Annotated in this window: 18 protein-coding genes; 12 read left to right on the top strand and 6 right to left on the bottom strand. The window is 63.4% G+C overall.

The genetic code is table 11. The features are described from left to right. Positions 1-29 precede the first annotated feature (29 nt). The gene (locus H0S73_RS22940; RefSeq protein ID WP_181054546.1) at positions 30-311 is read right to left on the bottom strand and encodes a hypothetical protein; all 282 of its coding nucleotides are present in this window, start codon (positions 309-311) and stop codon (positions 30-32) included. 188 nt (positions 312-499) lie between these two features. Between H0S73_RS22940 and H0S73_RS26410 the strand changes: the two genes are divergently transcribed. Next, the gene (locus tag H0S73_RS26410; protein WP_425488240.1) at positions 500-958 is read left to right on the top strand and encodes a trypsin-like serine protease; all 459 of its coding nucleotides are present in this window, start codon (positions 500-502) and stop codon (positions 956-958) included. 576 nt (positions 959-1,534) lie between these two features. Here H0S73_RS26410 and H0S73_RS22930 read toward each other — a convergent pair. Beyond that, the gene (locus H0S73_RS22930; RefSeq protein WP_181054544.1) at positions 1,535-1,765 is read right to left on the bottom strand and encodes a hypothetical protein; all 231 of its coding nucleotides are present in this window, start codon (positions 1,763-1,765) and stop codon (positions 1,535-1,537) included. Positions 1,766-1,798: 33 nt separating this feature from the next. After that, positions 1,799-2,041 carry a hypothetical protein gene (locus tag H0S73_RS22925; protein ID WP_181054543.1) on the bottom strand — a complete coding sequence of 81 codons (243 nt, stop codon included), beginning with the start codon at positions 2,039-2,041 and terminating at the stop codon, positions 1,799-1,801. Positions 2,042-2,251: 210 nt separating this feature from the next. Between H0S73_RS22925 and H0S73_RS22920 the strand changes: the two genes are divergently transcribed. The 11 genes from H0S73_RS22920 (at position 2,252) to H0S73_RS22865 (ending at position 14,039) form a co-directional block, all read left to right on the top strand. Beyond that, the gene (locus H0S73_RS22920; protein ID WP_181054542.1) at positions 2,252-2,755 is read left to right on the top strand and encodes an Hsp20 family protein; all 504 of its coding nucleotides are present in this window, start codon (positions 2,252-2,254) and stop codon (positions 2,753-2,755) included. A gap of 92 nt (positions 2,756-2,847) precedes the next feature. Further along, a complete protein-coding gene (locus tag H0S73_RS22915; protein WP_181054541.1) occupies positions 2,848-3,360 on the top strand; it encodes an Hsp20/alpha crystallin family protein in 513 nt (170 codons plus the stop codon). A 76-nt stretch (positions 3,361-3,436) separates the two neighbouring features. Continuing rightward, on the top strand, positions 3,437-4,042 hold the full coding sequence (locus H0S73_RS22910; protein WP_181054540.1) for a hypothetical protein: 606 nt from the start codon (positions 3,437-3,439) through the stop codon (positions 4,040-4,042). Positions 4,043-4,384: 342 nt separating this feature from the next. Then, positions 4,385-4,753, top strand: coding sequence for an SPW repeat protein (locus H0S73_RS22900; RefSeq protein ID WP_181054538.1), 369 nt, complete (start codon positions 4,385-4,387; stop codon positions 4,751-4,753). Between the two features lie 61 nt (positions 4,754-4,814). After that, entirely contained in the window at positions 4,815-6,659 is a 1,845-nt protein-coding gene (gene ftsH / locus H0S73_RS22895) for an ATP-dependent zinc metalloprotease FtsH (RefSeq protein ID WP_181054537.1), read from the top strand. A 6-nt stretch (positions 6,660-6,665) separates the two neighbouring features. Further along, the gene (locus H0S73_RS22890; protein ID WP_181054536.1) at positions 6,666-7,376 is read left to right on the top strand and encodes a Crp/Fnr family transcriptional regulator; all 711 of its coding nucleotides are present in this window, start codon (positions 6,666-6,668) and stop codon (positions 7,374-7,376) included. A 335-nt stretch (positions 7,377-7,711) separates the two neighbouring features. After that, positions 7,712-7,954, top strand: a complete 243-nt coding sequence (locus H0S73_RS22885; protein WP_181054535.1) for a DUF6894 family protein — start codon at positions 7,712-7,714, stop codon at positions 7,952-7,954. A 433-nt stretch (positions 7,955-8,387) separates the two neighbouring features. Further along, positions 8,388-9,893 (top strand): ATPase domain-containing protein, encoded by a 1,506-nt coding sequence (locus H0S73_RS22880; protein ID WP_181054534.1) that lies wholly within the window; start codon positions 8,388-8,390, stop codon positions 9,891-9,893. Positions 9,894-9,936: 43 nt separating this feature from the next. Continuing rightward, positions 9,937-11,016, top strand: coding sequence for a sensor histidine kinase (locus H0S73_RS22875; RefSeq protein WP_343058476.1), 1,080 nt, complete (start codon positions 9,937-9,939; stop codon positions 11,014-11,016). Positions 11,017-11,149: 133 nt separating this feature from the next. Further along, on the top strand, positions 11,150-13,411 hold the full coding sequence (glgX, locus tag H0S73_RS22870) for a glycogen debranching protein GlgX (protein ID WP_181054532.1): 2,262 nt from the start codon (positions 11,150-11,152) through the stop codon (positions 13,409-13,411). Between the two features lie 178 nt (positions 13,412-13,589). Further along, positions 13,590-14,039 carry an Hsp20 family protein gene (locus H0S73_RS22865; protein ID WP_343058475.1) on the top strand — a complete coding sequence of 150 codons (450 nt, stop codon included), beginning with the start codon at positions 13,590-13,592 and terminating at the stop codon, positions 14,037-14,039. 236 nt (positions 14,040-14,275) lie between these two features. Here H0S73_RS22865 and H0S73_RS22860 read toward each other — a convergent pair whose 3' ends face one another. The 3 genes from H0S73_RS22860 to H0S73_RS22850 all read right to left on the bottom strand — a co-directional run bounded on the left by H0S73_RS22860 (position 14,276) and on the right by H0S73_RS22850 (position 16,785). Next, complete coding sequence (locus H0S73_RS22860) at positions 14,276-15,124, bottom strand: IS3 family transposase (RefSeq protein ID WP_343058488.1); 849 nt, start codon at positions 15,122-15,124, stop codon at positions 14,276-14,278. Beyond that, complete coding sequence (locus H0S73_RS22855; protein WP_181054531.1) at positions 15,073-15,423, bottom strand: transposase; 351 nt, start codon at positions 15,421-15,423, stop codon at positions 15,073-15,075. The genes H0S73_RS22860 and H0S73_RS22855 overlap by 52 nt, the downstream gene beginning before the upstream one ends. 183 nt (positions 15,424-15,606) lie before the next feature. Next, on the bottom strand, positions 15,607-16,785 hold the full coding sequence (locus H0S73_RS22850) for a YihY/virulence factor BrkB family protein (protein ID WP_181054530.1): 1,179 nt from the start codon (positions 16,783-16,785) through the stop codon (positions 15,607-15,609). Positions 16,786-16,804: the final 19 nt, after the last annotated feature.

Here is a 16,804-nt window from a genome sequence, read left to right as displayed (position 1 = left end):
GCACCAACTCCCTGGAACCTACGCAGAGCTTATTCGGAGTGCTCTCGGCTGCCCTCGACTGAACTGTCTCTCCCGTTCCGGTTGATGCTGCCAGTCGCCTCGATGTCAGGAGCTTGGCCTGACAATACCATGGGGCCGTTCACGCCGAAGGTGACGATGCCGCCGCATTCGTCAGGAAGAAGCCCCGCCCGCATCTCCTGGGGCAGGCAGCGGGCCGGCACGTTCTGAGCGAAGTCCGGCACCGATGATCCGGACGCGGCAACACCTAGGACCGCCGCAATCAATGCACTGGGAAAAGCACGTTTGAGCATGTCGATCTCCGCTTCAGTTACAACGTCTTACTCTCATCCCAAAACAACAGGCTGCGCTTCGGGTTCCTGAAGCACGTGGACGCTTTGTTGCGATGGAATGCCTCCTTACCTCTTCTGCGACCGGAGCATCGGCCATTCGGTCGATCAGCTGAGACCAAGGTGCATCGTTTCGTAACTTGAGGTCGGTTATGGCCATGAGATGGTTCGCCATGCTTGCAGCCCGGGAGAGGCGCCGGATCGGTCGATATCTCGTAGCCTGGTTGATGGCTACGGCCCTCGCTTGGCCAATTGGCCGGGCTCACGCCGTTGAAGGAGATGTGCTGGCCCGAGCCAATGATCAACTCGCGCGTTCCACGGTCGCCGTCGGGACGCTGCTCGTGCCGGACGGTTCTGTCCGGCTAAGCCACTGCTCGAGCGTGCTCATCGCTCCCGATCTTGTACTGACCGCCGCGCACTGCATCAGAGACAACCCGGTCAGGGTCGTCGTATCCTTCTATGATGGGAGCAGGCGCCTTCCTTCGACGCACCGTATCGCCGCTGCCACCTGCCGTTCCTTTGAACCGGGCCGCTTCACCTCCCGCGACGTTGCAGATATGCTCACCGAGATCTCCCTCGCATCGCGGTCCTGCGCCTGGAAACACCGGTAGCAGGGCGGAGCCCGCTCCGCCTCGCCCATAACGTGCGGTCGCTGCCACAGACCCTGCGGCTGGCAGGCGTGGGTCTTTCCGGCCGCGCGGTCGGCACCCTCAAGACTGCCGTCTTGAAGCCACTCGCCATATCCGAGGCAGGGCTGATCATTGCACGCACGGTCGGAGCTCGCGTGTGTCTTGGAGACTCGGGCGGGCCTGTCGTTGTGCCGAGCAAGAACGGCCCTCTGCCGCGGGGGGTGGCGTGTGCCGTCATCACACCTCAGGCCCCGTGCGGCAGCATCCTCATGATCGCTCCCGCCGCAACCGCAAGCCCACAGGTGTAGCGATCCGCAGGCCTGGACTGCCTGTGCTCACAACAAAGCCCAGAGCTTTGCACTCTGGGCTTCGGGCACTCAATCGGGAGAGCCCGCTTCGTGCCGTGTAGCTTCCGGTCCAGATCAACTAGGCAAAAACGTCCTGGTGGACCAATGCACCGAGCGGACCTCGTACCAATCCGGAAATCTACATAGAAATAACACAAGCCGTCAGACGTTGGTTCCGGGAACCAAGGGGCCGACGGATCGAAGGTCAAACTTAAGCCAATCCGAAATGCTGATTGGGCCGCCGTACTGCGAGGGCTTCGGATTGCGGCGGAAAATATGGCACCAGCTCGACATCTTCCAGCCGCACAGGGGCCGCATGGAGGTGCGAGAGAAGCTCTGCACCTTGCCGCAGCAGAGCATCGCGGTCGCCCGTGTCTTGGAGAACGATCCCGGAGACATCATCGGCACCGCGGAGCTTCACAAAGAAGTATCCGGTGGTCATGGCGTTATCCCTTTCCCTTACGCAAAGATCTCCCTAGAGCTTTGGGACCGCGGGCAGATCGTCCTCGTCGGCCTGGAGCAGTTCGACCAAGCGAGCGATCCGTCCCGACGGGATGCGCCTGCCCTCGGTCAGCATGGCCTCGTCGTTCTCGAGCCAAGCCCTGGCCTCTGCCAGTTCCGTCCGGCTGGTTCCCATGTTCAGGATCTCGGTCACCACGCCGTCGCTGGAGCGCCCGATAAGCGCCCTCACCCCGTCCCGTGTCAGCCTGTCGGTCATATTCGATCTCCTGTCTGATGGGGATCGGTGCCGATGTGGGTTGGGGAACGGGTTTCAACAAGACCATCCGGGACGGTCTAGGGGATCTTGACGGGCGGGAAGAGCGTTCCTACCTCGAGGAACGCCAAGGCTCATCAGGAGCTTGGCACCTTCGGCGCCGGCGGGCCGCCGGCGCTCTTGTGGTTACGTTGCTCAACGGAGGATGTAGCTATGAGGACAACGTTCGACCTTTCTCCTCTCTATCGCTCGTCGGTCGGCTACGACCGGCTGCTCGACATGCTCGATCAGGTCAACCGGGTCGAGCCCATGACCAACTGGCCGCCCTACAACATCGAGAAGACGGGCGACGACCAGTACCGCATCACCATGGCGGTCGCGGGCTTCTCACCCGACGAGATCGAGCTCGTTCAGCAGGAAAACACGCTCTTCGTGAACGGCCAGAAGCATCCTGAGCCGGAAGGCGTGCAGGTTCTCCATCGCGGCATCGCCACCCGCGCGTTCAAGCAGACCTTCAACCTGGCCGACCATGTGAAGGTCACGGGCGCGAGCCTCGAGAACGGCCTGCTGACGATCGAGCTGAAGCGCGAGGTTCCTGAGGAGCTCAAGCCCCACCGGATCGAGATCGTCTCCGGCACGGGCGCCAAGGCGCTGTCTCAGGACAACCAGCCGCAGCAGATCGAGCACGAGCCGAGCAAGCCAAGCAAGGCAGCTTAAGGCAGGCGCTTCACGACGGAGCGGAGCGGTGCCGGGACACCGGCACCGGACCCTTGCGCTCGCCTGAAACGGACCGATGAAAGGAGAAGACCATGAACATGCGTGATCTGATCCCGTGGGGCCGCACCGAACGGTCGATGGTCCCCGGCACGATGCGCGGTGAGGAGATGAGCCCCTTCATGACCCTTCACCGCGAGATGAACCGGCTGTTCGACGACGTGTTCAGCCGGTTCGAGGGCGGCATGCCGTCGCTTCTCGGGCGCATGCCGGCCTGGCCCAGCCTCGAGGCGACCGAGACCGACAAGGAGGTCCGGATCTCGGCCGAGCTGCCGGGCATGGACGAGAAGGACATCGAGGTCCTGGTCGACGATGATGTCCTGACCATCCGCGGCGAGAAGAAGGCCGAGACCGAGGACAAGGAGCGCCGCTTCAGCGAGCGCTACTACGGCCGCTTCGAGCGTGTCGTTCCCCTGCCCTTCGCGGTTGAGGAGGACAAGGTCGAGGCGTCGTTCAACAACGGCGTGCTCACCGTCACCCTGCCCAAGTCCGACAAGGCGCAGGAGAAGACCAAGCGCATCACCGTCAACGGGAAAGGCAAGAAGTAGTCGCATGGCACAGCACCCGGGCAGGCCGCACCGGCTGCCCGGGTGCCCGCCTTCGCTCACGTGAGGAGGGAATATGATGGAACAGACGATCGCCGTCGCGCGAACGGAAGGTGCTCAGCCGAAGCCAAGCCTTGACAGCTCGGGCGGCTCGGAGCCGTCGTTCATGGATGCCCTGGTCACTTCTGGAAGCGTGTTTCGCACCCCGGACGAGATTGTCGAGGATTACCGTGTCCAGAGCGAGGAGATGTCGGATGCTGGGGGCACTCCTTCTTCTCCTGTGCATGCCGATAGCGCGCATGACGAGGCGTTGGATAAAGCGGTCGGAGCGGTCATTTGGCTGACGTCCTTGCATACCGCATGCGGTAAAAGCGACATGTCGGGCTACCCCGACCTTGAGCGCGCGTTCGTCAATCCGGCTGCCGTGTTCTCATCGCCCGATGACGTCGTCCGGCACCCCCTGCTCTCGCCGCACTGCAAGCGCGAGATCCTGCGGCGCTGGGCATGGGACGCGTATCTGATCGAGATCGCACAAGCCGAAGGCATGCCGGAGGGCCCCCCGTCCCGCCTGGAGGACGTGAACGCAGCCCTGCTCCGGCTGGGACAACCGTGGCATCCGGACCCAGCTGCACCGGCCGCTCTCGTCTTTCGGTTCGATCAGGCTGAATCACTGCTTGCCGCGTAAGGGAGGTGGTGAGCGGACTATTCCGAACCGGTTCGAGCTCGCGCTCGTTGCGGCGGAGCGTGCTCACCAGCCGCATTGGGGAGCCGAGATGCGAATCCGGTGCCGGGAGGAGCCGGTGACGGTCCTCGCGTTGAGGTGACCTCCCGCATCGGGATGGTCACGTCGACGGTATTGGATTGGAGGCCGATGGTCTGGCCATCCAGTTCCTACTCGCCGCGGGAATGCCGCGCGAAAAAGTTAGTGGTGAGTGACGCCGGATCGGAGCCTTCAAGGTCCGCTTCTGGCGTGCAGGCGCCAGGGCGCGCTGAGTGGGCCTTCGCTTCAGAGAAGGGAGGTTGGATTATGTCGAGACAGAAATATTGGAGTGCACCGACCGCGATTAACGCCGTCAATGCTTTATTCGGATCTTTCCTGTCCGTGTCGCCCCTGCTGATGGGCTTCCGCGAGGCGCCAGCCGCATTCTGGAACGCATGGTTCATTGGGCTGGCGATCCTCGTCTTCGCCGGGGCCGCCGCCGCGGAAGCACACGAGTGGGGCGAATGGGTCAGCGCCGTCCTCGGCGTTTGGACCGCCGCCGCGCCTTGGGTTCTCGGCTTCGCAGATTCTGTGGCAGCCACATGGATCCACTTGTTCGCCGGGCTGGCGGTCACGACCCTAGCGACGCTCGAGCTCTGGCTGCTGCACAGCGGCCGGGCTGCAAAAGCCCCCTAGCCATTTGCGGCCGTGAAGCTCGCACGCGCAGGACCACACCGATTGGATAGGGAGATCCTGAATGACTAAGCAAGCGAAATTCAACGTTTGGTATTGGATCGTGGCCATCATCGGAATTCTTGCGATCCAATCGATGTTCGCGACCGCACAGCAGGTCGCGCCGATTCCCTACAGCGAGTTCCAGGAGTTGCTGCGGAGCGGGAAGGTCGGGGCGATTGGCGTCTCCGACCGCTTTATCCAGGGCACGCTTAAGGAGCCGCTGCCCGGCGGGCAAACACGTTTTGCGACCACTCGCGTCGACCCCGACTTCGCCAAGGAGTTGCAGCAGTACGGCGTCACGTATACTGGCCAAATCGAAAGCACCCTGCTGCGTGACATCCTATCGTGGGTGGTGCCTGTTCTGCTCTTCGTCGGGCTCTGGACGTACTTGGCGAAACGCTTTGCGGACGGAGCCGGGCTCGGCGGCGGTCTCATGCAGATCGGCAAGAGCAAGGCCAAGGTCTACGTCGAGACCGATACCGGCGTGAAGTTCGACGACGTCGCCGGAGTCGACGAGGCTAAGGACGAACTACGGGAAATCGTCGAATTCCTCAAGAACCCCGAGCAGTACGGTCGGCTCGGTGGGAGGATGCCGAAGGGCGTCCTTCTCGTCGGCCCGCCCGGAACCGGCAAGACCCTTCTGGCCAAAGCTGTCGCGGGCGAGGCCAAGGTGCCCTTCTTTTCGATCTCTGGATCCGAGTTCGTCGAGATGTTCGTGGGCGTGGGCGCCGCCCGGGTGCGTGACCTCTTCCGACAGGCCCGCGAGAAAGCCCCGGCCATCATCTTCATCGATGAGCTCGATGCGCTCGGCCGCGCCCGCGGCATCGGCCCCTATGCGGGGGGACACGATGAGAAGGAGCAAACTCTGAATCAGCTCCTCGTCGAGCTCGATGGTTTCGACTCGCGCGCCGGCTTGGTGCTGCTCGGTGCGACCAACCGGCCCGAAATCCTCGACCCTGCCCTGCTGCGAGCCGGGCGGTTCGACCGGCAGGTCCTGGTCGACCGGCCAGACAAGAAGGGGCGCGTCGACATCCTGCGCGTCCATATGCGCGGGACCAAGCTCGCGCCGGACGTCGACGCCGACAAGGTCGCGGCGATTACCCCTGGCTTCACAGGCGCGGATCTGGCCAATCTGGTCAATGAAGCGGCGTTGCTTGCCACCCGCCGGAGGGCCGATGCGGTGACGATGGCCGACTTCAACAACGCGGTGGAGCGGATCGTCGCGGGGCTGGAGAAGCGCAACCGCCTGCTCAATCCCAAGGAGCGGGAGATCGTCGCTTACCACGAGATGGGGCACGCGCTCGTGGCCATGGCGCTTCCCGGCGTCGACCCGGTGCACAAGGTCTCGATCATCCCGCGCGGGGTCGGAGCGCTGGGCTACACGATCCAGCGGCCGACCGAGGACCGTTTCCTCATGACCCGCGAGGAGTTGGAGAACAAGATGGCCGTGCTGCTCGGCGGGCGTGCCGCGGAGCTCATCGTCTTCGGCCACCTGTCAACCGGCGCCGCCGACGACCTGGCGCGCGTCACCGATATCGCCCGTTCGATGGTGACGCGCTACGGTATGTCGGAGAAGCTGGGGCACGTCGCCTTGGAGAAGGACAGGCGCTCGTTCCTTGCCGGCGCGGACCTGCCGTCGCCTCAGGAGCGCGATTACGCCGACGAGACCGCGGCCGCCATCGATGCTGAGGTCCGCGCGATCGTGCACGCGGCGATGGACCGGACGCTAGGGCTTCTCCGCGAGCGGCGTGATCTGCTGGAGCGGACCGCCAGGCAACTGCTGGAAAAGGAGACCCTCGACGAGGCGGATCTCGCTCGTTTGATCGAGACCTCCGACGTCTCGCCCGCGGGGATTATGGCGGAGTAGTTCGCCATGGCGTCGAAAAAACCTCGCAATCAGATCCTCGCCGCGTTGCCCCAGGCTGAATGGCAGAAGCTTCGGTTAGGTTGCCAGTCCGTCGAGCTCGTCAACGGACAGGTATTGATCGAAGAGGGGGAGCCGTTCGCCAACGTGTATTTCCCTGAAAGCGGCATCATCTCGACCGTGAGCGTGTTCGAGACGGGCCAAGTGGCCGAGATGGCCGCGACGGGGCTCGAGGGCATGGTCAGCGTCGCGGCGATTTTGGGCGGCGGGCGCGCCTTCAACCGGTCACTCGTGCAGATGCCCGGATCCGCGCTCGCAATGGATATCCAGACCTTCCGCCGGATGCAGCGCGAGCTGCCGGTCTTCCGCAAACGCCTGCGTTCCTACGCGCGGGCCTTTCTTGGACAGACCATGCAGTCGGTTGCCTGCAATGGTGTCCACTCCGTCGAGGAACGCTGCGCGCGCTGGCTGCTGATGGCCCGGGACCGGAGCGACAGCGACGTCCTTCCGCTGACGCAGGAGTTCCTGGCACAGATGCTCGGCGTGAGCCGGCCGGCCGTCAACCTCGTGGCCCGAACCCTGCAGAGCGCAGGACTGATCCGGTACCGGCGGGGCGAGATTTCCATCCTTGATCGGCAGGGTTTGGAGGAGGTCGCCTGTGAGTGCTACGGCCTCATGCGCCAGCATTATGAGGAGTATCTCGCCGACGAGGTAACCTGATGGAGAGGAGGACGGCGTGCCGGCTCAGCCACAAAAAGGCTGGGCTTATGTAAAGTTCTTGATAGACGGCCCTTTCCCGGACGTGAAACAAACGTGGCCGTGAGGATTGTGACACATCGGCGAGTTTCCTCGCCGATGTGGAGGACGCCCCCGCACCAGGTTCGTGTATCGGGGGCCTACCTACCAGGACATGACAAACGGCAAGGTGCGTCCTCCCTAGCGGGATCGCGGGAAGGATCGAGCAGCAAATTCCGTTGGTAGGTGTTTGAGCCGGCGGCTTTCGGCGTAGCCCTCCTAGAGGGTTGCGTTCGGTACGCGAGGGATTCGGATTGTCGATGAAATATTATTTCGACCTAGCGAATCATACGGAGCGCATCATCGACGTCGACGGCGTCGAAGCCGACAGCGTTACGGACGCGCGTCTCCAAGCGGCGATGGCGGTCGCCGAAATTCAACGCGAAGAACCTGACGGCCTGGACCAATGGGCGGGCTGGCGACTGGAGGTGCTTGATGCTGCGGGACTGCTCGTCCTGGTGATTGATCTCGGACGCCGCCTTCTTCCCTCAATCAACGCATAAAGCTGCTTTTCACCTCCTCCCGCCATCAAACCGGACGTGCGCAGCGTCCGGCCGCGGCGTGTTATGGCATACAGGGATCGCCGCGAAGCGTTCGGGGTGTGCTAGTGGTCGTGGCCTAATCACCTTGGGCAACCTCATTATCGAGCCGCGACCGTAATGCCAGCTGATCCGCAGAGCCGCACAGATTGGAAGCAACGGCAACGGGCGAAATAAAGGACCTGCTGTGTAAAGTTGTTTACAGACCCACCCGCTGCCAAGGCTAAAAGGAGCCTTGGCGAGGCATGCCTCGTGAGGAGTAGGGCAAGGGCGAACATCAGTGGGCCTTAGCTGCGCCGGGTATGAAAACCCGGATCGGCTGCAGTCTGCCGGATGCGACTGAGTTCAACTCTGTCCATCGTCCGGACGCGCAACCGCCGATCGCTAAGAGGCAGCCATGCCGTCCATACCAGCAGATGATGCAGCTCTTGTCCCGAGTGGCGTCCCTGGGCTCGATGACATCCTTGCTGGAGGGTACGCGTCAAGCCGGGCGCACCTCGTGGAGGGCCGCCCCGGTTCGGGAAAGACGACCTTGGGGCTACAGTTTCTGCTGGATGGAGCTCGGCGGAAGGAGCGCTGTCTCTACATCACCTTGTCGGAAAGCAGGCGCGAACTTCTCACCGTTGCGGAACGCCATGGATGGTCGCTCGATGGCATCGACATCTATGAACTCGTCCCGCCCGAGCTGAGCTTCGATCCCAGACAGCAGCAAAGCCTCGTCTACTCGTCCGACCTGGAGCTCGGCGAAACGGTGCAAATGGTCATGGCCGAGGTCGAGAGGGTGAAGCCGGAGCGACTTGTATTCGACAGCCTCTCCGAAATCAGACTGCTGTCCCAAGGCGGTCTCCGCTACCGACGGCAAGTGCTCGCGTTGAAGAACTTCTTCCTCCTCCACGACGTGACGGCACTCGTCCTCGACGACCTGACTTCCGAACACGACGACCTTAACCTGCATAGCGTGAGCCATGCGGTCATCCGGCTTGATCAGTTGGCCCCCCTCTATGGCTCCGAGCGGCGGCGTATCCGAGTCATCAAAATGCGCGGGACGGCCTTCCGGGGCGGTTACCATGACTTCGTGATCCGCCGGGGCGGGCTGCATGTCTTTCCCCGCCTGATCGCCGCCGACCATCATCGTGAGTTCGAGCGGGAGGCGGCGAGCAGCGGCATCGCTGAACTCGACAACCTCCTGGGCGGCGGTCTCGATCCTGGAACCGGCACCCTAATGATTGGACCATCCGGAGTTGGTAAGTCCTCACTGGCTCTCGCCTTCGCGTTCGAGGCTCTCTCCCGAGGCGAGCGCGCGCTGGTAGTCAGCTTCGACGAGACCAAGCGCGTCCTCCTGACCCGCGCCGCCAGCATTGGCATGAACCTCGCTCCCTTTGTCAAGGCAGGAGGCTTGTCCATCGAGCAGGTGGATCCGGCAGATCTGTCTCCCGGGGAGTTCGCCGGCCGGATCCGCGACGCCGTCGAAACAGGTGTCCGGATCGTCGTCATCGACAGCCTCAGCGGCTACCTGAACGCGATGCCTGAAGAGCAGTTCATGCTCCTGCAGATGCATGAGCTGCTCACCTATCTCAACCAGCAAGGCGTCACCACGATCCTGGTCCTGGCCCAGAGCGGCATGGTGGGACAGATCGCATCGCCTCTCGACCTCACCTATCTCAGCGACACGGTGGTGCTGCTCCGCTTCTTCGAGGCCGGCGGGCGAATCCGCCGATCGATTGCGACGATCAAGAAGCGCACCGGCGCCCATGAGAACACCATCCGGGAACTGTCCATTGACGGACATGGCCTCCGCGTGGGCGAGCCGCTTGAGCAGTTCCGCGGTGTGCTGACCGGAGTACCTGCATTCGAAGGACCGGACAGCTCCCTCTTCAGCCGGCGGGGCGATGATGAAACGTGAGATCCCAGCCCTCATTTTGACGCCCGTAGGGCGGGATGTCACGGTGGCCGCAGGCATTCTGGACCAAGCCGGAATTGCCTCGACGATCTGTCCTGATCTTGGTGCTCTCACGCACGGGCTCGCGCAGGCAGGCTGCGCCGTGGTCGCGGAAGAGGCTCTCATGCACGCCGACCTCACGGCCCTCGCCGATTGGGTTGGCCGGCAGCCGCCGTGGTCGGATTTTCCGTTCATCCTCCTGACGCTGCGCGGCGGTTCGGCCAGCACCGACTTGATCGACCTTCTTGGGAACGTGACGGTGCTCGAGCGGCCCTTTCATCCGTCGGTGCTCGTGAACGCGGTTCGCTCTGCGATGCGCGCGAGGCGCCGGCAGCGCGAGGCGGAGGTGTACCTGGAAGAGCGGAAACGCTCGGAAGAGCACCAGGCTCTTCTGATCCGGGAATTGCACCACCGCGTGAAGAATACGCTGGCCACCGTCCTGGCGCTCCTTCGGGCGACCGCAGGTTCGGCGAAGACGGTGGATGACTTCAAGAAAGTGTTCGCGGACCGGATCCTCGCCCTTTCGAGAACGCACAGCCTCCTGATCGAGTCTTCGTGGCGGATGGCGGCAGTGGCCGACATCTTGCGCAGCGAACTCGCCCCATACGACGAGGATGCGTCCGAACGCATGCATCTCGCCGGGCCTGACGTCGAGCTGTCCGCCGATCTCGCCGTGCCGGTGGGCATGGCGGTTCATGAGCTCACCACCAACGCCGCGAAGTATGGGGCCCTCGCCGTTCCGGAAGGTCGCCTGCAAGTAGCGTGGGACATAAGCGAGTCCGATGGAGGCCGGACTCTGTCGCTTCGCTGGACGGAACGGCATGGACCTCCGGTCGAGCAGCCCAGCCGCACAGGGTTCGGGTCGAAGCTGATCCAGCAGGTCCTCAAACACCAATGCAGAGCGGTTCTCCGGTTTGACTTCGACCGCGATGGCCTCAGCTTCTTCATGGAGCTGCCGCTGCCGGCAACACCCGCGAACCCCGCTCCGGAAAAGTCTGCATCGGCCAATCCCGTTGCCCCGGCGCGGCCCTTGTTGGGCCAAGTGACGAGAGAGGCGGCGCCTGTTGCCGCACGCTGGGAGCCATGACGGTTCGTCGTGAGGCATGCCCGGTCTGGCGTTGGTCGCAATGCCGCCTTCCATCCGATCCGGTTCCAGCGGCCATGGGGCTCGCCTTGTGCGCCGGCGACGTTTCGGGTTCCAGCCCTTACCGGGTGCCTCCATGAGCCTGCACGACCAGAACCCCGGCACCAATCCGTACGCCCCCGCGCTGGGGGCACCGGCGCTGGGCCAGCCTTCCATCGTCCGGGAAGGGCTTCCTTTTCCTCTCGGAGCGACCTGGGACGGTCTGGGCGTCAACTTCGCCCTGTTCTCCGCCAACGCCACGAAGGTGGAGCTGTGCCTGTTCGATGAGAACGGTCAGCAGGAGGTGGAGCGAATCGAGCTTCCGGAATACACGGAGGAAGTCTGGCACGGCTACCTGCCTGACGCACGTCCCGGCACCACTTACGCGTACCGCGTGCACGGACCCTACGAGCCTGCGGCGGGTCACCGCTTCAACCCGAACAAGCTTCTGCTCGATCCCTATGCTAAGCAGATCGTCGGGGAACTCACCTGGGATCCCGCCCTGTTCGGGTACACGGTCGGCTCGCCCGACATGGACCTATCATTCGACACCCGTGATAGCGCGCCGTTCATGCCCAAGTGCCGGGTGGTCGATCCGGCCTTCACCTGGGGCACCGAGCGCCGCCCGCGCGTGCCGTGGGACGCCACGATCATCTACGAGGCACATCTGCGCGGCTACACGATGCGCCATCCGTCTGTTCCCCATCGGCTGCGGGGGACGTTCTCCGGCATGATGCACCGATCAGTCATCGACTATATCAAGCGCCTCGGGGTGACCGCGATTGAACTTCTCCCCGTTCACGCCTATGTCGATGACGCCCATCTTATCGACAAAGGGCTGCGGAATTACTGGGGCTACAACACGATCGGCTTCTTCGCGCCGCATCCGCGATATCTAGGGACGCCCTTCATCACCGAGTTCAAGGAAATGGTCGCCCACTTCCATGAGGCCGGACTGGAGGTGGTCCTGGACGTGGTCTACAATCACACGGCGGAAGGCAATGAACTCGGGCCGACTCTGTCGTTCAAGGGCATCGACAACGCCTCCTACTACCGGCTCGCGCCTGACCCGCGCTACTACATCAACGACACAGGCACCGGGAACACAGTCAACCTCAGCCATCCACGCGTGCTGCAAATGGTCACCGACTCCCTGCGCTATTGGGCGCAGGAGATGCACGTCGACGGCTTTCGTTTCGATCTAGCGACGATCCTGGCCCGGGAAGCCTATGGCTTTGACGAGGGCGGCGGCTTCCTCGATTCCTGCCGCCAGGACCCCGTGCTGAGCCAGGTCAAGCTCATCGCGGAGCCATGGGATCTCGGACCGGGTGGTTACCAGGTCGGCCGTTTCCCGCCCGGCTGGTCGGAATGGAACGACCGCTACCGCGACGCGATCCGGGCCTATTGGCGTGGCGACGAAGGTTGCCTCCCGGAACTCGGCGCCCGAATCACGGCGTCAGGGGATCTCTTCAACCGGCGCGGTCGGAAGCCGTTCGCTTCGGTCAACTTCATCACCGCCCACGACGGCTTCACGCTCAATGATCTCGTGTCCTACGAGCACAAGCACAACGAGGCTAATGGCGAGCGCAACCGCGACGGACACGCGCACAACCTATCCGCCAACTATGGGGTGGAGGGACCGAGTTCCGATCCTGCCATCCGTGCGCTCCGGCTGCGGCAGATGCGCAACATGCTCGCCACGCTGCTGTTCTCGCAAGGCACGCCGATGATCCTGGCCGGCGATGAGTTCGGCCGCACCCAGCAAGGCAACAACAACGCCTACTGCCAGGACAACGAGGTCAGCTGGATCGATTGGACGGCCGTGGACGAGGATGGACGGGCGTTGCTGTCGTTCACCCGACGTTTGATCGAGCTGCGACACGCCTTGCCCATGCTGCGCCGCGGACGGTTCCTGTCGGGCGTATACAACGAGCAGCTCGGCATCAAGGATGTCACGTGGCTCACTCCGGCGGGCAAAGAGATGATCCCCGCCGACTGGGAAAATCCGCTGGCCCGGGCGCTCGGCATTCTCCTGGACGGTCGCGCGCAACCTACAGGGATCAGGCGGCGAGGAACTGAGGTCACTCTCTTCCTCGCGCTGAACGCGTATCATGACCGGGTCAAGTTTACGCTGCCGCAAGTCGCCGGCGGCAGCCGGTGGAAGTGTCTGATCGATACCGACCGGGTCGACGGCTCCAATTCCGCGATCCTATCGGCTGGCGCAGAGTTCGAGGCGTCCGGCCGGTCCCTCCTTCTCTTCGAACTCGCATTAGAAGCGCCGTCTCCTGTCCCATCGGACCATGCGGCCGGCAGCACGGACGACCGTCCCTCCGGAAGCGTTGTCACCCCTGCCCGGTAGCGTGAACATGCCGGACTCGAGTCTTCAGGCGCCAATCGCAGCCCCCTTGAAAAGCCAACGGCATCACCTAAATCGGACATTGCCAAGGCTTATCAATAGCTTGGCTCGGGCGCCGGCGGGTGCCCGGCGCGCTCGTACCCATGTTGCTCAATGGAGGATATGGCGATGAGAACTGGTTTTGACCCTTCCCCCCCTGTATCGGTCTACCGTCGGTTTCGACCGGCTGTTTGATCTGCTCGATCAGTCTCCGCAGACGGAGCCGACTAACAGTTGGCCGCCCTACAATATCGAGAAGGTCGATGGCGACCACTATCGCATTGTGATGGCGGTGGCCGGCTTCGCGCCCAACGAGATCGAGATCGTCCAGAAGGAAAACACGTTGCTTGTCTCCGGCCAGAAGCATCCCGAGGACAAGACGGTGGAGGTCCTGCACAAGGGCATCCCGACCCGCGCCTTCACGCAGACCTTCGATTTGGCGGACTACGTTCAGGTCAAGGGAGCAAAGCTCGATAACGGTTTGCTGTCGGTCGACCTCGTGCGTGAGGTTCCCGAGGAGATGAAACCCCGCCGCATCGAGATCGCCAATGGCGGCGGCCGGAAGACCATCGAGCACGGGACGACAGCCTAAGTCCAAAGAGCGGCTTCGCTGCCGCCGCGACGGGACCTGGTTCGCCTCGTCAGGACCGAGGCTTCCGGCTTCGACGGGCGGACAGCGCCCGCATGCGTCAATGCGTGAGCCTTCGCTTCGGGAAATGGAGGTTGGCTATGTACGGACTGAAGCATAGGAGTGAACTGAGCGCGACTGTCAATCGGCTTCCAAGTTTGACCCTCGATTTGGAGTGCGCCCCTCAGAGTGGGCAGTGATCATGCCGCAGGATTGACCGTGTGCCGGACATGTTGATCCTCAAACTGCTTCGGGCTCAGATAGCCGAGGGCTGAATGGAGCCGTCGGCTGTTATAGATCTCCTCGATAAAGCGCGGAAGGTCCTCGGCGACATCCTCAAAGGTCTCGTAGGCCATCGGGTAGACCGCCTCTGCCTTGAGTGTCTTCATGAAGCTCTCCGCCTTGGCGTTGTCGTATGGATTGCCGCGTCGGCCCATGGAGCCGATCAGACCGGCGGCATCCAGAGCCTTGCGATAGATTTCGGCTGCATATTGCGATCCGCGGTCGGAGTGATGAATGCAGCCCGGTGGAGGGTGCCGCTCGGCGATGGCAGCTTTGAGTGCCGCCACCGTCAGGCGCGCGTCAATCGACCGGCTGAGCGCATAACCTACCACTCGGCGGGACCAAGCATCGAGAATGATCGCCACATAGACGAAGCCGGCCGTGATGGCGACATAGGTGATGTCTGCCACCCAGAGCTGATTGGGGCCGTCGACCACCCGATCAGCAGCCCGGTTCGGGAAGATCGGACCATCATGATTGCTGTCCGTGGTGGCCACGAAGCGGCGCCGCATCCGTGGCTGGAGATCGTGCTCGCGCATCAGGCGGCGGATCTTCTTATGGTTCACCACCATGCCGGCCTGCCGCAGGGCCGCGCCCACACGCCGGTAGCCATAACGTTCGAACTCATCGCAGATGGCGGCGATCGCCTCGACAATGGCGGTGTCGTCGGCAGGAGCCGTCGGCTCATCGTAGTAAGTGGAGCGAGGCAGGCCCATCAGTCGGCATCCCTCTGAGACGGAGAGACCACGGGGCCGGTGATGGCGGATGTAGGCGCGCTTCTCGGCCGGGGTGTGTGCTTCAGAGCCCCCTTTAGAAAGTCCAATTCGAGAGCCTGCTTGCCGACCAGCCGCTCGAGGGCAGCAATCCGCGCCTCGTACTCCTGGAGCAGTTCAGCCGCAGCCGTATCCTCATCGAGGGCGCCAGCCTCGTATTTCCGGACCCAGATCCGGATCAGGTTGCGCGACAGGTCGTGGCGCTTGGCCAGGCCGTGCAGGGTCTCGCCGGCAAGGTAGTCCTGCGCAACCTGGCGTTTGAAGTCGATGCTGTGGGTGCGGTGCTTTGCCATGGGCTTCAGTCTCCTAAAGCCCGGCAGCCCCGGTCAATTCCTCAGAGCCGATCTGTCCATCTCGTGGGGCGCACTCCAGATCCCCCGTCTCAGAGGGTCAACATTGCACGCCGAAACACAGGCGACGCCTGGGAGATGTTTGCGGTGCATCGGCTCGCATGAGGACAGATCGCGCGCCCGCCTCTACGCCTTCGCGGCTCCGACGGTATCGGCCATCGTGGCGCCGCGGCGTCCGAGCGGCTGCGCCGGACCTACCGTCGTATCCTGCGCCGTCTGGTGCTCCATCTCGGCGTTGATCTCGGCGCCCAGCAGCACGACGATGCTCGATAACCAGATCCAGGTCATGAAGCCGATCACCGCGCCTAGCGAGCCGTAGGTCTCGTTGTAGCTGCCAAAGTTCGAGACGTACCATGAGAACAGCATCGAGCCGGCGAGCCACAGCACCGCGGCCACGACGCCGCCGGGCGTCACCCACTTCCACTCGGCCTTGTCACGGCTCGGGCCGTAGCGGTAGAGCACCGCCAGCCCCGCCACCACCGCGGCCAGCAGGATCGGCCAGCGGGCGACCGACAGAAGCCACTCCACCCCACTGCCCAGACCGACGAAGTCGAGGACGATCGGCACCACGACGATGGCCGCCAAGGCGAGGAGGATGAAGCCGATGGCCGCGAGCGTGAAGGCCAGCGACTGGAGGTTCAGCCGGACGAAGCTGCGCTTCTCCTCCTCGTCGTAGACGATGTTGAGCGCATCGAAGATCGCCTTCATGCCCGCATTCGCGCTCCACAGCGAGATCGCCAGCCCGATGACGAAGCTGAGACCCAGCGTGCCACCGCCTTTGGAAGCGATGCGCTTGACCTGATCGCCGATGATCTCGGTCGCCCCGCCCGGCAGCACGCCCGAGAGCGCGTTGAGGTGGTCCTGGATCGTGGCGGGGTCGGCGAAGAGGCCGTAGATGGACACGAGCGCCGCGAGGGCCGGGAAGATGGCCAGCAGGGCATAGTAGGTCACGCCCGCCGCCACTGCCATGAGGCGGTCTTGGCCGAACTCCTCATAAGTCCGCCACAGGATGTCCTTCCAACCGAGGCTCGGGATCTGAGCGGGTGTCTCGGCCTCGCGCCCACGCCCCTTCTCGTGCATGGCATGGGATGGAGCATGCTGCTTGCCGCCGAACCCAGTCGCCTCCTCTGCCGACGTGCGTCCGGTCTGCTGGACTTGCGGTCCGGGGGCCGACCGGTTCCCGGGCGGCCTGCCAACAACAATCCTGATTAGGGCCCAGCCCAGGACGACAGCTCCGATGGTCGACCATATGGATGAGCCTTGTCTGTCCTGGCGCTTCTCGGGTGGTGGAGTGATGGCAGTCATAGCGAGAGAGATCCCCGGG

It is taken from the genome of Microvirga mediterraneensis, from assembly GCF_013520865.1.
Taxonomy (GTDB): domain Bacteria; phylum Pseudomonadota; class Alphaproteobacteria; order Rhizobiales; family Beijerinckiaceae; genus Microvirga; species Microvirga mediterraneensis.
This window is presented reverse-complemented; position numbering and strand designations above follow the sequence as displayed.

Excerpts from the sequence above, each read along its gene's own strand:
- H0S73_RS22850 (WP_181054530.1), bottom strand. The coding sequence starts at position 16,785 with ATGACTGCCATCACTCCACCACCCGAGAAGCGCCAGGACAGACAAGGC.
- H0S73_RS22925 (WP_181054543.1), bottom strand. The coding sequence starts at position 2,041 with ATGACCGACAGGCTGACACGGGACGGGGTGAGGGCGCTTATCGGGCGC.
- ftsH (WP_181054537.1), top strand. The coding sequence starts at position 4,815 with ATGACTAAGCAAGCGAAATTCAACGTTTGGTATTGGATCGTGGCCATC.
- H0S73_RS22930 (WP_181054544.1), bottom strand. The coding sequence starts at position 1,765 with ATGACCACCGGATACTTCTTTGTGAAGCTCCGCGGTGCCGATGATGTC.
- H0S73_RS26410 (WP_425488240.1), top strand. The coding sequence starts at position 500 with ATGGCCATGAGATGGTTCGCCATGCTTGCAGCCCGGGAGAGGCGCCGG.
- H0S73_RS22920 (WP_181054542.1), top strand. The coding sequence starts at position 2,252 with ATGAGGACAACGTTCGACCTTTCTCCTCTCTATCGCTCGTCGGTCGGC.
- H0S73_RS22910 (WP_181054540.1), top strand. The coding sequence starts at position 3,437 with ATGGAACAGACGATCGCCGTCGCGCGAACGGAAGGTGCTCAGCCGAAG.
- H0S73_RS22940 (WP_181054546.1), bottom strand. The coding sequence starts at position 311 with ATGCTCAAACGTGCTTTTCCCAGTGCATTGATTGCGGCGGTCCTAGGT.
- H0S73_RS22880 (WP_181054534.1), top strand. The coding sequence starts at position 8,388 with ATGCCGTCCATACCAGCAGATGATGCAGCTCTTGTCCCGAGTGGCGTC.
- H0S73_RS22885 (WP_181054535.1), top strand. The coding sequence starts at position 7,712 with ATGAAATATTATTTCGACCTAGCGAATCATACGGAGCGCATCATCGAC.
- H0S73_RS22855 (WP_181054531.1), bottom strand. The coding sequence starts at position 15,423 with ATGGCAAAGCACCGCACCCACAGCATCGACTTCAAACGCCAGGTTGCG.
- H0S73_RS22900 (WP_181054538.1), top strand. The coding sequence starts at position 4,385 with ATGTCGAGACAGAAATATTGGAGTGCACCGACCGCGATTAACGCCGTC.
- H0S73_RS22890 (WP_181054536.1), top strand. The coding sequence starts at position 6,666 with ATGGCGTCGAAAAAACCTCGCAATCAGATCCTCGCCGCGTTGCCCCAG.
- H0S73_RS22915 (WP_181054541.1), top strand. The coding sequence starts at position 2,848 with ATGAACATGCGTGATCTGATCCCGTGGGGCCGCACCGAACGGTCGATG.
- glgX (WP_181054532.1), top strand. The coding sequence starts at position 11,150 with ATGAGCCTGCACGACCAGAACCCCGGCACCAATCCGTACGCCCCCGCG.